This is a genomic window from Nonomuraea sp. NPDC049141, from assembly GCF_040648415.1.
GTDB lineage: Bacteria > Actinomycetota > Actinomycetes > Streptosporangiales > Streptosporangiaceae > Nonomuraea.
The window spans coordinates 261,171-281,451 of sequence record NZ_JBEZDR010000001.1 but is presented as its reverse complement, the minus strand read 5'-3'; the positions used below and the strand labels follow the sequence as shown (position 1 = coordinate 281,451).

Here is a 20,281-nt window from a genome sequence, read left to right as displayed (position 1 = left end):
GCCCGGCATGGAGCATGTTTTCACTGGTAGTGGTTGTGGTGATGAAACCCGGGAGCGGAAAATCGTCTTGTGGGGGGTCGGCCGGGGCACACCTCCGTGCCGACGTCACCTGACGCTCACTGGCAATGATGGGGGGCTGTCCAGCTGGGTCACCTGGCGGAAGGCTGGGTGACCGCGTAGCCGAATGACCGCTTCGATGGTCGGGCAAGCGAAGACGGAAGGGGGCGGCCCATGCGTATTGTCGTGGACCTGAACCGGTGCCAGGGATACGCACAATGCGTGTATCTGGCCCACGAGATCTTCAAGCTGAACGGTGCGGAGGCGCTTACCTACGAGCCGAACCCCGACGACGCGCGGCGCCTGCAGGTTCAGCGAGCGGCCGCGGCCTGCCCGGTGCGAGCGATCATGATTGACCGCTTGGACGGTGCGGAGCGGGGTGCGCCGTCATGACCATGTCGGCAACGCTCGCCGAGTTGGTGCGCGACTTCAAGGCCAACGGCCGGATCGTCATCGTCGGTGCCTCCCTGGCGGGACTGCGGGCCGCCGAAACCTTGCGTGAGGAGGGCTTCAGCGGGTCTTTGACCATCATCGGAGACGAGCCGTACGAGCCCTACGACCGTCCCCCGCTGTCCAAACAGGTGCTCAAGGGCTGGGTGCCGGCTGACCACACTCTGCTGCCCCGCTTTCGAGAACTGGACGCGCAGTGGCGGCTCGGCGTGGCCGCCACCGGATTGGACCGGGCCACCAGGCAGGTGCGCCTGGCCGACGGCGACCAGGTCCCGTACCACCGGTTGCTGATCGCCACGGGCACCCGCGCGCGGCAGTGGCCCAACCCGGCCGAGGCCGCCCTGGAGGGGGTGTTCTCGCTCCGCTCGCGTGATGACGCCGCACGGTTGCGACAGGCGCTGGCCGAGCGGCCATCGCGGGTGCTGGTCATCGGCGGTGGGTTCATCGGCTCGGAGGCGGCCTCCGTCTGCCGGGAACTCGACATCCCGGTGACCCTCACCGAGCGGGGCTCGGCCCCCCTGGTGGGCGCGCTGGGCGGGGTGATCGGCGAGATCGCCGCGGAGATGCAGCGCGACCACGGCGTGGACCTGCGCTGCGGGGTCGGCGTGTCGTCGCTGGAGGGCGACGCGGGCGGACATGTACGGCGTGCTCGGCTCTCGGACGGGGCCACCATCGAGGCCGACGTGGTGCTGGCCGCGCTGGGGTCGATCCGTAACGTGGAATGGCTGGAAGGCTCCGGGCTGGCGGCCGGCTTCTGGGGTGTCGGCTGCGACGCCGGTGGTCGCGCTTTCGACATCAACGGCGTGGTGACCGACACCGTCTACGTGGCGGGGGACGTGGCGCGTGCGCCCCACGTGCTGTACGAGTACCAGTTTCTCGCGATGGAGCACTGGGACAATGCCGTCTTCGGTGCCGAGGTCGCGGCCCACAACATGGTGAACCTCGAGCCCGACTACCGCCCGAATCTGTTGCTGCCCGGCTTCTGGTCCGGTCAGTTCGGCGTCAACATCAAGTCCGTCGGCGTACCACCGTTCGGCGACGAGATCGTCTTCACGCAGGGATCCGTGAAGGAGCGCTGCTTTGCCGCCGCCTACGGTCGCCGGGGACGCGTCGTCGCCGCCGTCAGCTTCGATCATGGGAAGTGGCTGGAGTACTACGCGCGGCTGATCGAGCAATCGGCTCCGTTCCCGCCCCCGCCGCCGGGCTGGGATCGGCCGGACGTCATGAAGCCGGTCCCGGCGGAGTTCCCGGCACCGGGTGCCCCGACGGCGATACCCGACGTTGTCCTGACCGGCCACGACCCGAGCGGGCGGAGCGCCGAGTTCCGGCCTCGAGGCCAGTGACGCGCCTTTCATGATCGCGGATAGCCCGGTCGGCAAGCAGGAAGGAGAGGGACAGCATGGGCGAGGAAACACCCTGGCAGCAGGCGCTCCGCTACGCCAACCGCGCCAATCCGTACCCCTTCTACGCCGAGCTCCGCAAGACTCCGGTGGCGCGGCAGCCGGACGGCATCTACGTCGTCAGCACCTACCGAGAGATCGTCGCGCTTCTCCACGATCCCCGGGTCAGCTCGGATGTCAGGAAGATCCCCGCGCCCGCCCATGCCCCAGCGGCGGGCGCGGCGGAGCCGGGGGCCGAGCCGATCACGGAAGCCGTCATCAATCTGGAGCCGAACATCATCACCTGCGACCCGCCCGAACACGATCGGGATCGCCGCATGATGACGCGGCACTTCTTCGGTCCGCCCCATTCCCCTCACCTGATCTCTGACCTGGAGCCCGATATCCGGCGCATCGTCGCCGACCTCCTGGACAGGATGCGGGGCAAGACCCGGATCGACGTCGTGGACGAGTTCGCCTACCCCCTGCCGGTAGCCCTGATCTGCAAGGTCCTGGGTGTGCCGCTGGAAGACGAACGGCGCTTCCACGCCTGGATCGAGACGGCCCTGGACGCTCTGGATTTCGGTCCGGAGGCGGCCTCCGAGGAGATGCGGCGCCGGCTGGAGGGCGGGCGCCGGAGCGTGAAGGAGTTCGAGCAGTTCCTGGCCGGGCTGCTCGACCAGTACGCCAAGCAGCCCGGCCCGGGCATGCTCTCGGCGATGGTTCACGACGACGGCCCGGACGGGCGCATGTCCGAGGGCGTACTCGCCAGCAATGCCGTGCTCCTGCTCTTCGCCGGGCATGAAACCACGGTCAATCTGATCGCCCACAGCGTGCTCACCCTGCTGAGGCACCCTGAGGCGCTCGAGGAGCTGCGCCGCCGCCCCGACCTGATCGTGCCCGCGGTCGAAGAGTTGCTGCGGTTCGAGTCGTCGGTCCAGTTCTGGCACACCCGCTCGGCCGTCGAGGACATCGAGATCGCGGGCACCACCATCCCGAAGGGTGCGCCGATCTTCCTGGTGTACGGCTCGGCGAACCGCGACCCGGAACGGTTCGCCCACCCTGACCAGCTCGATCTCGAACGCCCCGACAACCAGCACCTCGGCTTCAGCCAGGGCATCCACTTCTGCTTCGGCGCTCCGCTCGCCCGGCTCGAGGTCCAGGCCGCGGTCGGGGAGTTCGTCCGCCGGGTGGAGAATCCACGGCTCGTCGTCGACCCGCCGCCATACCGCCACAACCAGATCTTCCGCGGTCCGCGGCACGTCCTGGTCGACATCGACGGGATCCGCGACTGACCTGCCTTGCGGACGGCTGCTCAGGCGGCCCGGGTGCTCGGCCACCTGACTGGTCGAGCACTTCCCCTTGAAGCGCATCAAGGCGACCGGTTGGCCTCCTGAGGCGCCGGAGCAGGACCTTGCTGAGCTGGGGGTTGCGGCGGTGCAGGAGGCCGGTGAGCCGGAAGCTGTAGGCGAAGACTTCGGCGGGGTCGTTCATGTCGCGGGTCAGTTCGTCCAGTGCTGCGCCGTGGCGGTCGGTCTTTCTCCTGTCGGGCTGTGGTGCGCCTTCACTGTAGTGGGATCCGTCAAGAGTGACGGAATCCTCACTACTGCTTTGGTGAACCATTACACGACTGACGATACTGTTCATAAATGACGAAATCGTCAGATATGAGGGGCGCCCGGAGCGACCGCCTGCTGCCGCAGCATGCGAAGGAGAAATTCATGACCACCACGCAGTCCGTCACCGGCCTTCGTCCCATTCGATCCCCGCGCGAGATCAGCGAGGGCCTGACCTTCAACTACATGGGCAAGCAGGTACGCGGCCACTACGGCGGCTTCCCCGAGTCCGTCTCCGAGCTGGTGCGGCCGGCTTCCGACGGCCGGCTCGACCTGGCTCCCTCCATCGCCGACCCGTACGTCTTCCGGGGAGAGCGCAGCCCCGACTCTGCCGAATCTGATCGAGAGAAGGGATCGTCGGCGATGACGCCGCTGAAAGCCCGGTGCCCCGGTGAGGAACCACACTCGCGCTATGAGGGCCGAGCCGCGACGACGATCCCGGTCGTCCCTGACATGCGGAGAGAGATGGAGCAGGAGCTTCAGAAGAACCAGCAGTTCGCCTGCGACGCCTCGCACGAGATGCGCACGGCCGTCGCGGGATTGCGCGCTGAGCTAGAGGAGGCCCGCCTGCATCCCGACCAGACCGATCTCCACGACCTGCTCGCCAAGGCGCTGAGAGGCGTCGACCGGTTGGATGCGATTCTCACCGACCTGCGAGTCATCGGCGAATTGGAGGCAGGTCCGGCCGTGGAGCCGCAGCAGGTCGACCTCGCAGATCTGGTTCAGGACGAGATCTCCCGCCGGGTCGATCGCCTCACGGTCCAGCTCCGGCTTGAACGGGGCGTTACTGTCCAGGCAGTCCCGATCCGGATAGCCCGGCTGCTCACCAACCTGCTCGACAACGCCCAACGGCACGCCCAGCGGATGGTCGAGGTCCGGGTGAGCCGCATGGGCGACAGCGCCGAGATGGCGGTAGCCGACGACGGAGACGGAATCGCGGAGTCCGAGCGGGAACGGATCTTCCAACGCTTCACCCGCCTGGGCGCCGCCCGCCGCCTCGACCACAAAGGCGCCGGCCTCGGTCTGGCGATCGCCCGCGACATCGCCCAGGCACACATGGGCACCCTCCACGCCAGGGAGTCCGCAACCGGTGGCGCTTGCTTCGTGCTGCGGCTTCCCCTCAGCACAACGGTCGGCTGAAAGCCGGAGTCGTTGGCCGGCAGGCCCTGAGGCGCTGACCTGGGTGTCACGGCCCTCGCCGCGCATATCCCGAGCTGGTCGAACGCAACGGATATGACGATCTCCGTGTTGCTCATCTGATCCTCGGGTCTCCAGCTCAGCGATCGAGCGAACGATCACCGCAGTGCGGGCGTCACTGCCTGCCGCTAACGTGGCCGCGTTCGATGTCGAACTCGCGGGCGGACGTGGTGGACCTGGCCGCGCTGGACGACTTTCTCACCGGGTGGTGGCATATCGCCGAGCGGGTCGCGGTGCCGCGCGTGGACCGTCACCCGATCTAGCCGTTCTTGGCGACCGCGCCCCTGATGCAGACCGGCTTGGACCAGGCGACCTTGCTGGTCTTCGAGATCTGCAGGGGGACGCCGACCAGGAAGCAGTAGCCGGTGTCCGGGTCCAGGCCCGCCACGCGGGCTGAGGTGGTGCCGGGCTGGAGGGCGGTGATCGCCTGCTCGCCCTGCTTGGCCGGGGAGTGCTGGACCACGACCGGGTAGCGGGCGGACTCCTTGGGCAGTGCCCACCGTAACTCCACGAGTCGGCTCCGGTCGGCCACCACCTGTACCTTGCGCGGGGCCAGCGCGGCCAGGGCGTCCTTGTCGATGGTGCCGGTGTTCTCGGATGACTTGGGGACGGTCGACGGGAGCTGGGACGCCTGTGGGTCGGCCACGGGGGTGGCGTTCTGTCGCGACAGGTAGACAGCGAACCCGGCGCCCGCGAGCGCCACGATCGTGGCGGCGGCTCCGATCGCCGCCACCCGCGTTCCCCCACGCCCCGGCGGGAGTCCGGCCGCCGCGTGCGCCGGACCGCCCGCTGACGGACCGCCCCACGGGCCGCCCGCCGACAGGGCACCTGCCGACGGACCGCCTGCCGACGGACCGCCTGCCGACGGACCGCCTGCCGACGGACCGCCTGCTGACGGGACGCCCGGCGAGGGATAGGCGCCGCTGGGGGAATACGCCGGTTGCGATGGGTGTGCGGCTCCGAACGAGGCACCGGTCTGCGCCGGATGCGGAGGTGGGATCGTGGCGGGAGTGGCCGACCCGTCCATGCCGAGCTGGGAACCGGTCGGCTGAGGCCCGCCGAACTGCGGCTCCGACGGCTGGAGCCCAGCGGGGTGGTACCCGGACTGCTGCGCGCCGGCGGGCGGCGGCTCGAAAGGGCTGTACCCCGGCGGCTGCGCGCCGGACGGTCGCGGCTCGAAGGGGCTGTACCCGAACTGCTGCGGGCCCACCTGCTGCGGACCCGACGGCTGCGGGCCCGCCTGCTGTGGACCCGTCTGCTGACGACCGGCCTGCTGAGGACCCACCTGCTGTGGACCTGACGGCTGGCGACCGGCCTGCTGTGGACCCGACGGCTGTGGCTCGAACGGGCTGTATCCGGCCGCCTGCGGCCCGCCACTCCCCGGCGCGGCCACCGGGCCAGGTGCGTACGCCCCGGTCACCGGCGCCCCGGCCAGGTGCGCACCCGTCGAGGGACCGGCCGCGGGAGACTCGCCGGTGTCCGGCCGCCGGGGCACCGTCGACGTGGCGGGCCCAGGACCGGGATCCTGCCCGACCAGGTCCGTCACCGACAGTCCCAGCTCCGCCTGCACCTCCCGCAGCCGTTGCGCGAACTCGCGCGCCGACCCGTACCGCACATCAGGCTGCTTCGCCATCGCCCGCAGCACCATCTCGAACACCACCGGCGGCACGTCGGCCCGGTTGATCGGCGGCGGCTCCGCGCTCAGCACCCGGTACATCAGCGGCGCGATCGACGGATCCGTCGGGCTGTGGAAGGCGGGCTGCCCGGCGAGTAAGTGATAGAGCGTCGAACCGAGCGAGTAGATGTCGGACGAGGCGGAGTGCGGCTGCCCGGTCAGCACCTCCGGCGCCGCGTGCAACGGCGTGAACGCCTGCGCCGTGGCCGAGATCTCCGAGGAGTCGACGACCCTGGCCACGCCGAAGTCGGCCACGGCCGGCTCGCCGTACCGGGAGATGAGGATGTTCTGGGGTTTGATGTCGCCGTGCAGGACCCCCGCCTCGTGTACGGCGGCCAGCGCCCCGGCCAGCTTCACGCCCGCGCGCAGCACGTCGGGCACCCGCAGCGGGCCCTCGTTGCGGACCTTGTCGCGCAGCGAGCCGTTCTCGAAGAAGTCCATGGCGATGTACGGCTTGCCGGAGCGCGTCACCCCGGTGTCGAACACGGTCACCACGTTCGGATGGCCGGTGAGCCGGCCGGTGAGCTGGAGTTCGCGCTGGAACCGGCGCATCGTCCGCTGGTCGACCCGGTCCACGGACAGGACTTTCAGCGCCACGATCCGGTCGAGGCGCTCCTGGTAGGCGCGGTAGACGATGGCGAAACCGCCCTGGCCGGCCTGATCGAGTACCCGGTAGCCGGGCGCGTCCTCGACTGGCAGCACAGTACTCCCCCCTGTCACGGGCGAGTTTAATGTGATTTGCCGGACCTGGAGGGATTGTCGCTAGAGGGGATTCATGAGATAGGCGCCGCCCACCACTGAGGCGCCCGCCACGAGCAGGAAGAAGAACACGTAGAAGCCGCCGGGCAGGAAGGTCAACCTGGCGAGCTGGTCGGCGTCGGAGTCACGTGCCTGCCGCCTGCGCCGCTTGCGCTGTAACTCGATGATCGGCCGCACCCCGCCGAACAGCAGGAACCAGACCGCCACCAGGGCCACGACCTGTTGCACGTTGTCCGGGGCGTACATCGACAGGGCGAACACCGCGCCGCCCGTCGCGAGCAGGATCAGCGCGCCGTACAGGTTGCGGATCAGCAGCAGCATGCAGACCAGGAACAGCAGCACGGTCCACATCAGCAGCGTGATGCGCCCCTGCTCGGTCAGCCACGCGGCGGCCAGGCCGAGCAGCGACGGCGCCAGATAGCCCGCGAGCGCGGTCAGCACCATGCCGGGGCCGGTGGGCCGGCCCCTGGTCAGCGTCACGCCGGAGGTGTCCGAATGCAGCCGGATGCCTTCGAGCTTGCGGCGGGTGGCCAGCGCCATCAGCGCGTGGCCGCCTTCGTGGGCGATCGTGATCAGGCCCCTGGACAGTTGCCAGGACATGCCGAAGCTGACGATCGCGAACGCGACGAGTGCCGAGACCACCACGACCCACGGGTCGGGGGCAGGCTGAACCTCGATCAGGTGGGCCCAGAGCTTGTCCATCGAGGTATGACCCTATCCAGCTAAAGTCTCAGTCGTGCTCACAGAACGGGATTCTGATGCCGAGGTTCCGGAATGGTGGCGAGAACTGGGATTGCCGGGGCTGATCGACCTGCATGTGCACTTCCTGCCAGAGCGCATGGAACGCCGGGTCTGGCACCATTTCACCCACGGCGGGCCACTCATGGGGAACGGCTGGAAGATCCAGTACCTGTGGCCGGTGGAGGAGCGGGTCGCCCGGCTGCGCGAGCTGGGCGTGCGGGCCTTCCCCGCTCTCGCCTATGCCCATAAGCCGGACATGGCCGCTGAGCTCAACGACTGGACGCTCGACTTCGCCCGTCGTACCCCGGGCTGCCTGCCGTCCGCGACCTTCTACCCGGAGCCGGGCGCGACCGGCTACGTCCGGCGGGCGCTGGAGCTCGGCGCGCGGATCTTCAAGGTGCACCTCCAAGTGGGCGGGTTCGACCCGAGGGCGCCCGAACTGGACGAGATCTGGGGCCTGCTCGCCGAGGCGGGCGTGCCGGTGATCGTGCACGCCAGCTCGGTGCCGGTCGACAGCGGCTTCCTGGGGGTTGAGCCGATCGGCGCGGTGCTCCGCCGGCATCCCCGGCTGCGGGTGGTGATCGCGCACCTGGGCATGCCCGAGTACGACCCGTTCTTCGAGCTGGCTGCCCGCTACGAGCGGGTGGCGCTCGACACGACCATGGCCTTCACCGACTTCACCCAGGTCAGGATGCCTTTTCCAGACAGGTTGCGGCCCGCGCTGCTTGATCTTGGTGTGGCGGGGAAGGTGGTGCTTGGCACCGATTTCCCGACAATTCCATATTCGTACGCGCACCAGCTGCGTGCTCTTCACCGGCTCGACCTGGGAGAAGACTGGTTGAGGGCCGTATGCTGGCATAACGCGATAAACATGGTCTGATAGGCAGGGTGAACGACCAGCACGTGGCGCTGATCCGCGCTTTCTACAAGGCACTCGGCCGCGCCGACTACGCGGCGATGGAAAGGTGCTATCACCCCGAGGTGAGCTTCGGTGACCCCGTCTTCCTGGAGGTGGAGGGCCGGCGCAGGGTGATGGCGATGTGGCGGCTGCAACTGGGTGTACGCGACGGCCTGAAGTCGGAGCTCAGCGGCGTGACGGCCGACGAGTTCACCGGCACGGCGCACTGGTCCTCCCGCTACACCTTCTCCAGCACGGGCCGCGAGGTGGTCAACGAGATCGACGCGCTGTTCAGGTTCGAGGACGGCGTGATCGTCAGGCATCACGACGACTTCGACTTCAGGCGTTGGTCCCGGATGGCGCTGGGCAGGCCGCATGGGCTGCTGTTCGGCTGGACGCCCATGTGGCGCAAGTCCATCCGAGACCGGGCGACGCGGGCACTCGACGAGCTTGCGGCAGATTTCCAGTAAGGGGCACACATGGCACGGCTGAAGGGGTTCGGACGAGGTAACGGAGGCGGCGCCCGCGAGGCGGCTCCCGAACACTCGATGGACCCGCGCGCCGGCGAACAGGCGCCCTACCAGCCGACCGTCATCGACAACGCCATCTACCAGGACGGCAAGCGGGTCGACAACCCCGGCTCGCTGGCCGACGCCTTCGAACGCCTCAAGGAGCTGCCCGACAGCCTCGCCTGGATCGGCCTCTACCGGCCGAAGGACTGGGAGCTGGCCAAGCTCGCCGAGGAGTTCCAGCTGCACCCGCTGGCCATCGAGGACGCCATCGTGGGCTCCCAGCGGCCCAAGGCCGACCGCTACGGCGACATGCTGTTCGTCGTCCTGCGCGCCGCCCGCTACCTCGACGACGTCGAGGAGGTCGCGTTCGGCGAGCTGCACGTCTTCGTCGGGGCCAACTTCGTGATCACCGTACGGCATGCGGAGGCGCCCGACCTGCAGGCCGTACGCAAGCGCATGGAGTCGGACCCCGAGCTGCTCCGCCAGGGCCCGCAGGCGGTGCTGTACGCCATCCTCGACGCCGTGGTCGACGGCTACGCCCCGGTGGTCGCCGGGCTGCAGAAGGACATCGAGGAGATCGAGGGCCAGGTGTTCGGCGGCGACCCGTCCGTGTCCCGGCGCGTCTACGAGCTGTCGGGCGAGGTCATCGAGTTCCAGCGGGCCACCGTGCCGCTGGTGCGGATGATCGACGGGTTCATCGCCGGGGCGGCCAAGTACGGCGTCAACGACGAACTGCAGAGCTACCTGCGTGACGTGGCCGACCACACCATCACGGTCAACGAGCGGGTGGTCTCCTTCCGGCAGATGCTCCAGGACATCCTGCTGGTCAACTCGACGCTGGTGACGCAGGCGCAGAACGACGAGATCGCCAGGATGACCGAGGCCAGCATCCGGCAGGGCGAGGAGGTGAAGAAGATCTCCGCCTGGGCGGCCATCCTCTTCGCCCCGACGCTGGTCGGCACCATCTACGGGATGAACTTCGACTTCATGCCCGAGACGCACTGGGCGTTCGGCTACCCGTTCGCGATGCTGCTGATGGGTGTGGTCTGCCTGGTCCTCTATACGGTCTTCAAGCGCCGCGACTGGCTCTAAGGCCTTTTACGCCTATGTCTTCTTCTCGAAGGCAGGGTCAGTCGTCGAGTGCCTGGTAGAGCGTGGTCCAGAAGTCGTGGATGAGCCGGGCTGAATTCGGGACGGACATGCCGACCTGGGTGAGCAGGAGTCCGGTGAGCTGGTTGCTCGGGTCGGCGTAGGTGGAGGTGCCGCTGCCGCCGTCCCAGCCGAACTGGCCGATGGGGGCGTAGTCGCCGCGGTAGGTGTGTACCGCCATGCCCATGCCCCAGCCGCCGTGCTGGCCCTGGCCGTAGGAGAGGTGGACGTTGTCGGTGGCCATGGCGGTGCGGGCGGCGTTCTGTTCGGGGGTGAGGCGGTTGGTGGTCATCAGTTCGACGGCGGGCCGGGACAGGATCCGCCGGCCGTCGTGCGTCCCGCCGTTGAGGAGCATCTGGAAGTAGGCGTGGTAGTCGTCGACGGTGGAGACCAGTCCGCCGCCGCTGCCCTGGAAGGCCGGCGGGCGGCTCCAGCGTCCGCCTTCGGCCTCGTCCCACACGTGGAACTCGCCGGTCTGCGGGTCGGGGGCGTACAGGGTCGGCAGCCGGTCGATCTTGTCGGCGGGTACGTGGAAGGCGGTGTCGGTCATGCCCAGCGGGTCGAAGACGCGTTCGCGCAGGAACGTCTCCAACGGCTGGCCGGTGACCCTGGCCACCAGCACGCTGAGCACGTCGTGGCTGATCTGGTACTGCCAGCGCTCGCCGGGCTGGTACATCAGCGGCAGCGTGCCGAGACGGCGTATCCACTCATCCGGTCCGGGCATCGGCTCCGGCAGGTCGGGGGTGAGCCCCTGCTCGAAGATCGCGCCCATGATCGGGGTGCCCAGTGCCGTCATGTCCATCCCCGAGCGCCTCGACGTGCGTCTCACCGCCCCGGCCGACCAGGGCGACAAGCCCGGGAATCTTCCCGGAATCGACATGCCGGGCCAGCACCTCACGAAGCCTGCGCAACCCCGCCTCGGGGAAGCCGCCCTTGCCAGTTTCCATCATCAATCTCCTTGCATACAGTGTTCGATCTTGCGAGACCCGGCGTGACACCTGCGCGGGTCGATATTTGATCAAGCGGCGTCGAGGGCCGCGGTGATCTTGCGGGCCATCTCGGCCATGGTGGGACTGGGCTTGCCGGTGGCTGCTTCGATGGCGACGATGACGGTGCGGCGGAAGGTGTCGGCCTCGGCCGGGTCCTGCTTGTTGAGCAGGCTCATGGCCGCGGTCAGGCTCGGCAACACATGGTCGGCCAACTCGGCCACCGACTTGCCGTACAGGTTGATGTCCTTGCTCTTCGCGGCGAGTACGTGCCCGGTCAGGCCGGTCGCCGAGGCCAGGGCGATGGAGCCGGCGGTGGCGATCTTGTGGGGCGAGCCGGCGGCACCAGCGGCGGCCATCAGCGAGACGGCGCCGTACGCGGCGGTGCGCAGGGTGGCCTTGTCCTGGTCGGTCAGGGTGATGGACATGGTGGTGTGCTCCTTCGAATCTGTTACGCCCGAGGGGATCTCGCCCGGCCTTGGGGCCGCGATCGCTGAACTGTTCATGGCGTCCACCATCGCCGTTCTGCCTGATACCGGGCCGTTGCCGTGCTGACGCGGCAGCTGACATGAGGGCAGGTCAGCTGCGTCGTCGTCTCAAAGGTGTCAGGGTGCGCCGAACCAGCTGGTGAGTGCTTCTCGCAGTGCGGGCGCGGCGGTGTCGGCGGGTTCGTCGATGGTCGCGGCCCAGGCGATGTGGGCGTCCGGGCGGATCAGCAGGGCGTCGGCCGGTCGGTCATCGGTTTTGGCGGTGTGAAGGTCGACACGATGCTGCCAGTCTCCGGCGGTCTGGCGCAGGTCCGGGCGGTCGGCGAGGACGAGGAGGATGGGCCGGGCGGGGTGCAGGAGGTCGGCGACGCTGGTCATGCCCTGGTCGGTGTGCAGGGTGAGGTCGGGGGCGAAGGTGCCGGCCAGCCGGTGATGGCTGGAGCCGGGCATCGGGTAGCGGATGTCGGTGCCGGCGACCAGCGCTCCCATGCGGCGCAGCGGCTGTTCGTCGGTGAGCAGTTCGGAGAAGACTTCCCGCAGTGCTTCGGCGGCTACGTCGTGCCCGCGCCGCAGGGCCACCTGGGCTCGGGCGTGCAGCATCGTACGGGCGCCGGCGAGGTGGCGTTCGTCGTGGTAGGTGTCCAGCAGGCCGGCCGGGGCGTGGCCGTGGAGGTCGGCGGCCAGCTTCCAGGCCAGGTTGACCGCGTCCAGCATGCCGGCGTTGATGGCCACCCCGGTGGCCGGGAACAGATGCGCCGCGTCACCGGCCAGCAGGATCCGCTCGTGCCGGTAGCGTTCGGCCTGGCGGGCCTTGCGCGATGCGTCGGTTACGGTGGAGGTCGGGGTGCTGAGGATGCCGTCGAACGCGTCGAGGACAGGGGTGTGCAGGTAGGCGCTCTGGATCCGGATGCGGTCGGGGCCGAGGCCGGCAGCCTCCGTACGTGCCTGGCGGAGATCGGCGAGGCTGAGTCCCAGGTCGGCGTCGGCGAAGGCGGCTTCGACGCTGCCCGGCTCGGGCGCCTCCAGCGCGGTGTTGTCGATGGCGAAACCGAAGCGCGCGCTCTCGGCGGGGCGCATGTCGGCGGTGTACCCGGTGATGCTGGTCAGCGCGAGGGCGACGTAGTCATCGCCCAGGGAGCGACCCGGCCATGTAGACGTCCCGGGCCGAGGTGTCGGCGGTCAGGCCGTTTCCGGCGTACAGGCCGGCCATGGCGCGGAAGCCGTAGTCGGCGTGGCAGGCCGCCTCGAGGCGATGCCGGGCGATGTCATAGCTGTGCCGGTCGGCGCGGGAGACGTACAGCACCTCGACGGCACGGAACCGGATGAGCAGGCGCATCAGGATCGCGCTGAGAGCGTCCTGCTCGGCGGTGGCCAGACGGGTCCAGGCCGGTGCGGCCGAGGCGGCGGAGGCGCCGGCGAACGATTCGGCGACCCGCATGGCCTGCTGGATCGCCGGTAGGACTTCGGGGTCGACCCGGCGCAGGTAGTCGGCGACGGGGGCCAGAGCGGGAAGTAAGGACCCACCGGCCGCCGGGATGTCGATCCCGGCGAAACGCACCGGCACCGCGGCTGTGGCGTTGCGCCGGCGCATCCAGCGCAGTGGCTCGTCGACCCCCACCGGCGCGGCGGGCCCGACGTACCCCTACACCTGCGCAGCCGCGGCCCTCTGCAGGTCGTCGATGCTGCTGGACATGATCGTACGGATGTGCTCGGTGATGTGCTGGAGCGGCCAGTCCCACCACGCCAAGGCCAGGAGCCGATCGATGTCGGCGTCGCTGTAGCGGCGGCGGATGAGCCTGGCCGGGTTGCCCCCGACGATGCCGTAGTCGGGCACGTCGTCGACGACGACGGAGCCGGAGGCGATGATCGCTCCGTGGCCGATGCGGACGCCGGGCATCACCATGGACCGGTAGCCGAGCCAGACGTCATGTCCCACACGGTGTCACCCCGTCCGGGCAGACCGGTGACGAGGTCGAAGTGCTCGGCCCAGGAAATGCCCATGATCGGGAAAGGGAACGTCGAGGGCCGTCCATGCGATGGTTGGCGCCGTTCATGATGAACCGCACCCCCTCGCCCAACGCGCAGCACTTCCCGATGACCAGCTTTTCCGGCCCGTAGTGGTACAGCACGTTGCGTGTCTCGAAGGCGGTCGGATCATCGGGATCGTCGTAATAGGAGGTGGTGTCATGAACGCCCGCCGCCAATCCGCCGTCCATCTCAGCTCGCGAACCGCGGGCCTGGAGCATCCCTACACCGGCGACATCGTGGCCGATCTGCGTGTGGTTATGACCCGGGCCGCTGACCTACTGGGTCGGCCGCCGTGGGGACCGCTGTACCGGGACCTGATAGGGGAGGCGCAGCACAATCCCGAGGTCGCCGCCGCCCTCAACGAGCGCTTCATCCGGCCACAGACCGCCGACACCCTGGCCCGCCTCAAGGCCGCGAAAGAGCAGGGGCAACTCGCCCCCGATTTCGACCTGGACCTGGCCTTCGACGTCCTGTCAGGACCGCTGTACTACAGGCTACTGATCACACACGAGCCGCTGACGCCTGACTATCTCGACCGTGTGCTCCAAGCGGTCTTCGCCGGCATGGGGCCTCGACCACAACCCTGAGACACGAGTAGTCGAGCACAGTACGCAGCCGGCCGATACGGGCGCGGCGTGGATCCATCCGGCACACAGCCGCGACTCGCGCAGTGCGGCACATTCAACCTGTTTACAACCGGGCACAATTCCCGACACGACTCCGGCAATTAAGGTGCTATCGAGTGCGAAGCCTCATCGTGCCAGGCGTCGGTCACGGACTATGCGCTTGGCTCGAGTTAATCGACCCGCGAGTGTTGCGCTTCATCGGACCTGAGGGCGGCTCGGACGGCTCGGCGCCAAATCCAGCACCTCGACCAATAATCGCCACCCGCCAACGTGTTGGCGGGTGGCGATTATTGTCAAGCGGTACGCGATTAACGATGATTACTGCCAGAGTTGCCAGGCGCCCGTTCTGACCACGCGATAGTTGCCGCCCCCTTGCGCGACGACCGACTGGGCGTTGGGGAAGTTCGTGGTGCAGTAGTCGGTATACCGCTGAAGATCGTTCGATGAGAGTGACTGGGGACTGAAGCAGCCGATGATGCGAGTGCCCGCTGCGTTCGGAACCGCGTTGAACAGCGAAGGAAAGTCGATGGCCTGGAATCCGCCGGAGCCGTGGTAGCCACGGACATTCTGGTAGTTGGGCCCGACCTGGTTCCAGAGCACGATTACGGAGACGCAGTCTCCCATGGCTCCGGTGATGACCTCGTTGTCTCCCGCGGGCAGGGTCTGCGCCGGCGCCGGCGTAGATTGCTGGGTCAGATTCATCGATTTCCCCTCCGTGTCCCCGTGGGCCTTGGATGCCCCGTAACTGCCTCTCCCGCCTGATTACCGTACCCGCCAAGGGACGCTTTGGCTAGAATAAAGAATTCATGATCTTTAAGAGATGATTTTGCGCTGATAAAACAAATGGGGCACGCATAAAAGTTTACGGCGATGCGATTGAAATAATTAGGGGCCGCCGCTCCCGAGTGCATGAAGGGATGCTCCGATCGATGTCAAGCGATCGATTCAAGCCGAGCACTGGCAGGACGAGACGGCGGAGATCATCGACTTGGACGCACTCCTGACTGCCATGGTCAAGCAGGCCCTTCCGGGCCGGAATGCCGTCCGAGATCCTTCCTGGCCGATGCGGAGGCACACTCATCCGGCCTTAGAGCTCACGCGCATAGGCAGGTTCGCTGCCCGCCCGGCGATTGATGTCGATCAGTATCCTCTGGTGCCGTGACCGATTCGACAGCGCCGCCATGGGTTGACGACCTCTTCTCGTTTCCCACTCCGCCCGCGCTCCGCATGCTGATCGACATCGCCTGGCAGGCCGCGTACGACTTCTGCAAAGAGAACGAGACCTACGATTACACCCTGCTGATGTCTCACTACGACTTCATGTTCGACCTGGCCACGATTCCCCGCCCGCCCGATGGCTGCGACGCCTACCCGGAGTTCGAGAACCTGGATCGGCAGCTATCGGTACCGCACTTCGCCACGCCGGAGTTCGTGCCCTTCGGCTCCCTTGGCGACGGCGGCGACGTCGGCTGGTTGGTACCCGCTCCGGAACTTGGCCGGCTGGACCATCCGGTTGTCCTGGCCAACGGTCATGACCACGGCGTGACCCTGATCGGCGCGGACACCCGTACCGGCCTGGAGTTCATGCTGTCGTGGACCCTGCGGCAGTGGCGCGAGAACCCGGTCCCGGAGCCTCCGGCGGGGCGCGACCCAGACGTGTGGCTCGCCCAAAACCAGTACCGCATCGACGCGCGCGCCAAGGACCAGAGACTTGTCGACCGATTGGCCGCCGAACTCCGCATAGACCCAGCCCCGGACCGGACCTTTCCCGGTTCATGGTGGGAAGGCACGACCGTCCGGGAGGACACCGAGTGCGACATCGTGTTTGACGTACCGGAGGGGTGGCGGCACGAGCCCGGCGCGGACGGCATCGGCGTGCTCGCGCCAGCCGACGCGTACGCCGATCGGAGGCCGGTGGTCGCGGACCGCCCACTGCTCGAACCAGAGCTGCTCGCCGCCACATGCTGGCTCGATGCCGGATACCCGGCGACAGCGTTGCTCGCGCTCAAAGACACTTTCGTCAGCGGACCGAGCTGCTACTTCGCTGATCTCAAGCCGTTGTGGGCGCGCGCGTACCGAGATCTCGGCCGACCCGAATACGCGAACCGCCTCGACCTGATGGCGCCGAGCTACCAGGATTCGTGCTACTGCCCAACTCCGCACTGAACAAAGAGATACCTACGTGCTCTCTCAGGTGGCGTGGAGGATCCGAAAGCGATCGGGTTCCGCCGGATCTCGATCAACGACTTGGATGGGTGTCCAAGCCCACTGCCACACGCTGATGCCCGGCGTACGGGAGAACCGGATCTGCCCGCGGGTGCCTTCGACCGCGACGCGCGGCCAGGATTCGGCGGTGCGCGCCCGGTCCGCGCCGTGAGAACGCAGCACGTCGGCGAGGACGGCGACCGTGTCGTAGCCCTCGAAGGCGACGAAGGAGGGCGCTTCGGCCAGCCGCTCGCGGAGGGCTGACTCGACTCGGGCACCGAGTGGGCTGAGGCGCTCGGGCAGGTACCGCAAGAACGGGATCGCGGCGCCGTCGTCGCCCAGCAACGTGGCCCATTCGGCGAACTCCGGTTGCCCGGCCGGAGCACCGATCATGATCTCGGCGAGGCGCTGGTCGTGGCGGACGGACTTGACGATCGACACGGCCGGTTCCGGGTGGCCGACCAGAAGCAGGAGGGCTGTCGCGCGATTGCCGACGAGTTCGTCGCACACCGCCGTGGGGGCGAGCGCGCTCATGTCGAGGTCGATGACGGTGCCGCCGCGTGGGGCGAGGTAGTCCCGCAGAATGCGGGCCCCAGAGGCCCAGTAGACACTCGACTGGGCTGCTAGGGCGATTCGCCTGTGGCCCGCGCTGAGGAGGAAGTCCGCGTAGATCCGCCAGCCGTGGGACTGCGCCGGGGCGAGGCGCGCGACCCATTCCGTCGGCTGTTCGGTGAGCGCGTCGAGAACCGCTGACGAGCAGAGGAACGGCAGGCCGAGGGCGTCGGCCCGGGCGGCGGCGGCACGGGCGACGACGCTGTGATACTCACCCGCCAAGGCGGCCACGCCCAGGCGAGCCAGTTCGTCCACGGCCGCCGCGGCCCTCTGCGGATCAGCCGCGGTGTCGCGGACCATCAGCTCGAGCGGTCTTCCGGCGATCCCGCCGGCGTCATTGACTTCGCGAACGGCCAGTTCGAGTCCGGCGAGCAGGTGCCGGCCCGCCTCGACCCAGCCAGGCCGAGTCAGCGGAACGAGAGCGCCGATCTGGACGGCTGAAAGGAAGTCCACGAGCCCTCAAGCCTGCCTCTGCTCCCGCAGGGGCGGCAGGCAATCGGTGGCGGCGATCTCAGCTGTCACGCGAGGCGCATCACGACATGGATCCGTGACAGTCGCTTCGGCGTCTGGATGGGATGGATTCCAGAGCTCATCGGCTTGGCCGCGGGCGACATGCTCCGCGTAAATCCTGGCCTTGTATCGGATCACGTCCAAGCATTCCTGCAGCTCACGCATGTGCGCCTCGACCTGCTTCTCATGATCGCGCAGCAACGCCAGACGCTCGTGCTCGTTGCCGGGCCCCTGCCGGGTCAGCTCGACGTATCGCCGTATCGCCGCCAGCGACATCCCCGATGAACGCAGTTTGGTGCAGCTCGCCAGCCATTCAAGGTCTTCCTCGTGGTAGATCCGTCGCCCGTTGTGCGTGCGGCGTACGGGGTTGGCGAACAGCCCCTCCTTCTCGTAGAAGCGCAGCGTGTGGACGCTCAGCCCACTCTGCTTGGACACCTCACCGATGCTCAGATCCACGAGCGACTCCCGTCACACCCGACACCGCTTGATCTAGAGCCGACTCTAGCTAATAGCGTCGAGACGTAACCGATCGAACGGATGGGGAAAGATCATGAGTGTTTGGTTCGTCACCGGAGCGTCGCGGGGACTCGGGGCGGAAATCGTGCGCGAAGCACTGTCTCGGGGGCACCGTGTCATTGCCACGGCTCGGGATGCGGAGGCGGTGCTCACGGCATACCCGGACAAGCCTGCCGGACTGCTGGCCGTGACCGCGGATGTCACTTCTCAGGAGCACCTGCGAGCCGCGGTCGATGCGGGACTGGCTGAGTTCGGCCGGATCGACGTTGTGGTCAACAACGCCGGGTATGGGCTCGTGGGCGCGGTCGAGGAGGTGTCCGACAAGGCGGCACGCGACGTGTTCGACGTCAACGTCTTCGGCGTGCTGAACACCTTGCGCGCGACGCTGCCCACGCTGCGTGCCCAGCGATCCGGGTGCGTCCTGAACATCGGTTCGGTGGCCGGGTTCGCGACGCTTCCGGGCACGGGCCTGTACGGCGCGACGAAGTTCGCCCTTGAGGGCATTTCCGAAGCGCTGTACGGCGAACTGGCACCACTCGGTGTGCGGGTCATCATCGTCGAGCCGGGCGGCTTCCGCACAGACTTCCTCAATGGCGCAAGCCTTCAAGTCCAGCCCGCATCCATTTCGGATTATGACGCCGGTGCGGGCCCGACTCGCGCGGCCCTGGCCGCCAACGACGGCCGTCAGCCAGGCGATCCGGCGAAGGCCGCCTCCGCGATCGTGGACGTCGTGGAGGCCGGCGAGCCTCCGCTGCGCCTGCAACTCGGCGCGGACGCGGTCGCGCGTGTGGAGGCCAAGCTTGATCTCGTCCGCCGCGAGCTGGACCAATGGCGGCCCATCGCCCACTCGACCAGCTGAACGCCCTACGGCTGGACCCGCAGGTCGGCGAAGACCGCCCGATGGTCCGATCCGGGAATGTCGTACACATGTACGCCGGCCGCCCCCGCACGGCTGTCGGTCAGCACATGGTCGAGGGTCAGCAGCGGCGGCAACCTGCGCGGCCCCCAGGTGGGCGCCAGGCCCTGCCCGGTGGACGCCGCCGCGTCGGTGTAGCCGGTGGCCAGCAAGCGCCGGAACACGGCATGGTCCAACGAGGCGTTGAAGTCGCCCGCCAGGATCCGTGGCAGGCCGGTGGCCGGAGCAGCGGGCGGCAGCGTGGCGACCCCGGCCTCCCACTCCGCCACCGTGGAGGGCACCGGCGCCACCGGATGCACGACCACGACCTGCACCGCCGACCCGCCCGGCAGCGCCACCTCCACCACGGGCATGTGGTGCCCGACCGGTTGGAACACTCCGGTCCGCTCCCGCAGGGGGAGGCGGGCGTACACGCCGCTGCCGTCCGCCCCCCAGTTCTCCGGTTGGACCACCTGGTACGGCAGCAGCTTCGCCAGCCCGGCCGCTTCCAGCCTGTCACGTTCCAACCAGGTCAGCTCCTGCAGGCTGAGCACGTCCACGTTCAGCCGGCGCGCCAGGTCGACGATCGTCCCCGCGTCTCCGCGTCCGCCGGCGAGGTTCGCGGTCAGCACCCGAAACGGCCGCCCCGTGGCCGCGGCCGTACCGCTGACCGCCCGCGGGACCACGCACCAGGCAAGACAGACGCACACCGCCAGCATGATCACGATCGCGACCCGGTTCCGCGCGATGATCACCAGTCCCAGCACGACCAGCGCCGCGAGCGCGAAATAGGGCGTGAGGGAGACCAGCGGCACCAGCAGGGCTCCGGCCTCCAGGCCGCCCAGCCGCACCGTCGTTCCCAGCGCGAACAGCACCGCGACCCCGACGGCCGGCCACGCTCTCCAGCGTCGTCGTGGCCGAGCCGGCACTGTCACGCTGGAGACCTTGTCCACTAGCACAACCACGAACTTAGGTGGCCATC

General features: G+C 68.3%; 22 protein-coding genes. 11 read left to right on the top strand and 11 right to left on the bottom strand.

From position 1 onward, the window contains the following. The first annotated feature begins 231 nt into the window (after positions 1-231). The 5 genes from AB0B91_RS01275 (at position 232) to AB0B91_RS01255 (ending at position 4,642) form a co-directional block, all read left to right on the top strand. On the top strand, positions 232-450 hold the full coding sequence (locus AB0B91_RS01275; protein WP_358313250.1) for a ferredoxin: 219 nt from the start codon (positions 232-234) through the stop codon (positions 448-450). Beyond that, positions 447-1,850, top strand: a complete 1,404-nt coding sequence (locus AB0B91_RS01270; protein ID WP_358313247.1) for an FAD-dependent oxidoreductase — start codon at positions 447-449, stop codon at positions 1,848-1,850. Before AB0B91_RS01275 ends, AB0B91_RS01270 begins: the two co-directional genes overlap by 4 nt. A 56-nt stretch (positions 1,851-1,906) precedes the next feature. Then, complete coding sequence (locus AB0B91_RS01265; RefSeq protein WP_358313244.1) at positions 1,907-3,181, top strand: cytochrome P450; 1,275 nt, start codon at positions 1,907-1,909, stop codon at positions 3,179-3,181. A gap of 67 nt (positions 3,182-3,248) precedes the next feature. Continuing rightward, positions 3,249-3,539: a hypothetical protein gene (locus AB0B91_RS01260; RefSeq protein ID WP_358313241.1), complete on the top strand. Its 291-nt coding sequence runs from the start codon at positions 3,249-3,251 to the stop codon at positions 3,537-3,539. Between the two features lie 68 nt (positions 3,540-3,607). Next, positions 3,608-4,642 (top strand): HAMP domain-containing sensor histidine kinase, encoded by a 1,035-nt coding sequence (locus AB0B91_RS01255; RefSeq protein WP_358313238.1) that lies wholly within the window; start codon positions 3,608-3,610, stop codon positions 4,640-4,642. A gap of 316 nt (positions 4,643-4,958) precedes the next feature. Here the strand turns inward: AB0B91_RS01255 and AB0B91_RS01250 are convergent, their stop codons facing one another. Both AB0B91_RS01250 and AB0B91_RS01245 read right to left on the bottom strand, forming a co-directional pair. Beyond that, positions 4,959-7,076 carry a protein kinase gene (locus AB0B91_RS01250; RefSeq protein WP_358313235.1) on the bottom strand — a complete coding sequence of 706 codons (2,118 nt, stop codon included), beginning with the start codon at positions 7,074-7,076 and terminating at the stop codon, positions 4,959-4,961. Between the two features lie 60 nt (positions 7,077-7,136). After that, on the bottom strand, positions 7,137-7,835 hold the full coding sequence (locus tag AB0B91_RS01245) for a M50 family metallopeptidase (RefSeq protein WP_358313232.1): 699 nt from the start codon (positions 7,833-7,835) through the stop codon (positions 7,137-7,139). 34 nt (positions 7,836-7,869) lie between these two features. Here AB0B91_RS01245 and AB0B91_RS01240 point away from each other — a divergent pair, with 34 nt between their 5' ends. From AB0B91_RS01240 to corA, 3 genes are read left to right on the top strand one after another with little or no spacing between them, the layout of a single operon-like run. Beyond that, on the top strand, positions 7,870-8,754 hold the full coding sequence (locus tag AB0B91_RS01240; protein WP_358313174.1) for an amidohydrolase family protein: 885 nt from the start codon (positions 7,870-7,872) through the stop codon (positions 8,752-8,754). An 8-nt stretch (positions 8,755-8,762) separates the two neighbouring features. Further along, on the top strand, positions 8,763-9,242 hold the full coding sequence (locus tag AB0B91_RS01235) for a nuclear transport factor 2 family protein (protein WP_358313171.1): 480 nt from the start codon (positions 8,763-8,765) through the stop codon (positions 9,240-9,242). A gap of 9 nt (positions 9,243-9,251) precedes the next feature. Beyond that, positions 9,252-10,376, top strand: coding sequence for a magnesium/cobalt transporter CorA (gene corA, locus AB0B91_RS01230; protein ID WP_358313168.1), 1,125 nt, complete (start codon positions 9,252-9,254; stop codon positions 10,374-10,376). 37 nt (positions 10,377-10,413) lie between these two features. On the opposite strand, the gene AB0B91_RS01225 is transcribed toward corA, so the two are convergent. The 5 genes from AB0B91_RS01225 to AB0B91_RS01205 form a co-directional block, all read right to left on the bottom strand. Further along, on the bottom strand, positions 10,414-11,235 hold the full coding sequence (locus tag AB0B91_RS01225; RefSeq protein ID WP_358313166.1) for a serine hydrolase domain-containing protein: 822 nt from the start codon (positions 11,233-11,235) through the stop codon (positions 10,414-10,416). Between the two features lie 216 nt (positions 11,236-11,451). Then, positions 11,452-11,847, bottom strand: a complete 396-nt coding sequence (locus AB0B91_RS01220) for a hypothetical protein (protein ID WP_358313163.1) — start codon at positions 11,845-11,847, stop codon at positions 11,452-11,454. 177 nt (positions 11,848-12,024) lie between these two features. Next, positions 12,025-12,984, bottom strand: a complete 960-nt coding sequence (locus AB0B91_RS01215) for an FAD-dependent monooxygenase (RefSeq protein ID WP_358313160.1) — start codon at positions 12,982-12,984, stop codon at positions 12,025-12,027. 46 nt (positions 12,985-13,030) lie between these two features. Continuing rightward, complete coding sequence (locus tag AB0B91_RS01210) at positions 13,031-13,498, bottom strand: erythromycin esterase family protein (RefSeq protein ID WP_358313157.1); 468 nt, start codon at positions 13,496-13,498, stop codon at positions 13,031-13,033. 51 nt (positions 13,499-13,549) lie between these two features. Continuing rightward, positions 13,550-13,843 (bottom strand): CatB-related O-acetyltransferase, encoded by a 294-nt coding sequence (locus tag AB0B91_RS01205; protein ID WP_358313154.1) that lies wholly within the window; start codon positions 13,841-13,843, stop codon positions 13,550-13,552. A gap of 250 nt (positions 13,844-14,093) precedes the next feature. Here AB0B91_RS01205 and AB0B91_RS01200 point away from each other — a divergent pair, with 250 nt between their 5' ends. Continuing rightward, positions 14,094-14,522, top strand: coding sequence for a TetR-like C-terminal domain-containing protein (locus tag AB0B91_RS01200; RefSeq protein ID WP_358313151.1), 429 nt, complete (start codon positions 14,094-14,096; stop codon positions 14,520-14,522). A gap of 357 nt (positions 14,523-14,879) precedes the next feature. Here AB0B91_RS01200 and AB0B91_RS01195 read toward each other — a convergent pair whose 3' ends face one another. After that, positions 14,880-15,263, bottom strand: coding sequence for a hypothetical protein (locus tag AB0B91_RS01195; protein WP_358313148.1), 384 nt, complete (start codon positions 15,261-15,263; stop codon positions 14,880-14,882). Between the two features lie 525 nt (positions 15,264-15,788). On the opposite strand from AB0B91_RS01195, the gene AB0B91_RS01190 reads away from it, so the two are divergent. Continuing rightward, positions 15,789-16,727: a hypothetical protein gene (locus AB0B91_RS01190; protein ID WP_358313145.1), complete on the top strand. Its 939-nt coding sequence runs from the start codon at positions 15,789-15,791 to the stop codon at positions 16,725-16,727. Between the two features lie 24 nt (positions 16,728-16,751). Here AB0B91_RS01190 and AB0B91_RS01185 read toward each other — a convergent pair whose 3' ends face one another. Both AB0B91_RS01185 and AB0B91_RS01180 read right to left on the bottom strand, forming a co-directional pair. Next, a complete protein-coding gene (locus AB0B91_RS01185; protein WP_358313141.1) occupies positions 16,752-17,831 on the bottom strand; it encodes an ABC transporter substrate-binding protein in 1,080 nt (359 codons plus the stop codon). A gap of 6 nt (positions 17,832-17,837) precedes the next feature. Beyond that, on the bottom strand, positions 17,838-18,344 hold the full coding sequence (locus tag AB0B91_RS01180; protein WP_358313138.1) for a MerR family transcriptional regulator: 507 nt from the start codon (positions 18,342-18,344) through the stop codon (positions 17,838-17,840). Positions 18,345-18,438: 94 nt separating this feature from the next. On the opposite strand from AB0B91_RS01180, the gene AB0B91_RS01175 reads away from it, so the two are divergent. Beyond that, positions 18,439-19,263 (top strand): oxidoreductase, encoded by an 825-nt coding sequence (locus AB0B91_RS01175; RefSeq protein WP_358313135.1) that lies wholly within the window; start codon positions 18,439-18,441, stop codon positions 19,261-19,263. A 5-nt stretch (positions 19,264-19,268) separates the two neighbouring features. Here AB0B91_RS01175 and AB0B91_RS01170 read toward each other — a convergent pair whose 3' ends face one another. Then, positions 19,269-20,234 carry an endonuclease/exonuclease/phosphatase family protein gene (locus AB0B91_RS01170; RefSeq protein WP_358313132.1) on the bottom strand — a complete coding sequence of 322 codons (966 nt, stop codon included), beginning with the start codon at positions 20,232-20,234 and terminating at the stop codon, positions 19,269-19,271. Positions 20,235-20,281: the final 47 nt, after the last annotated feature.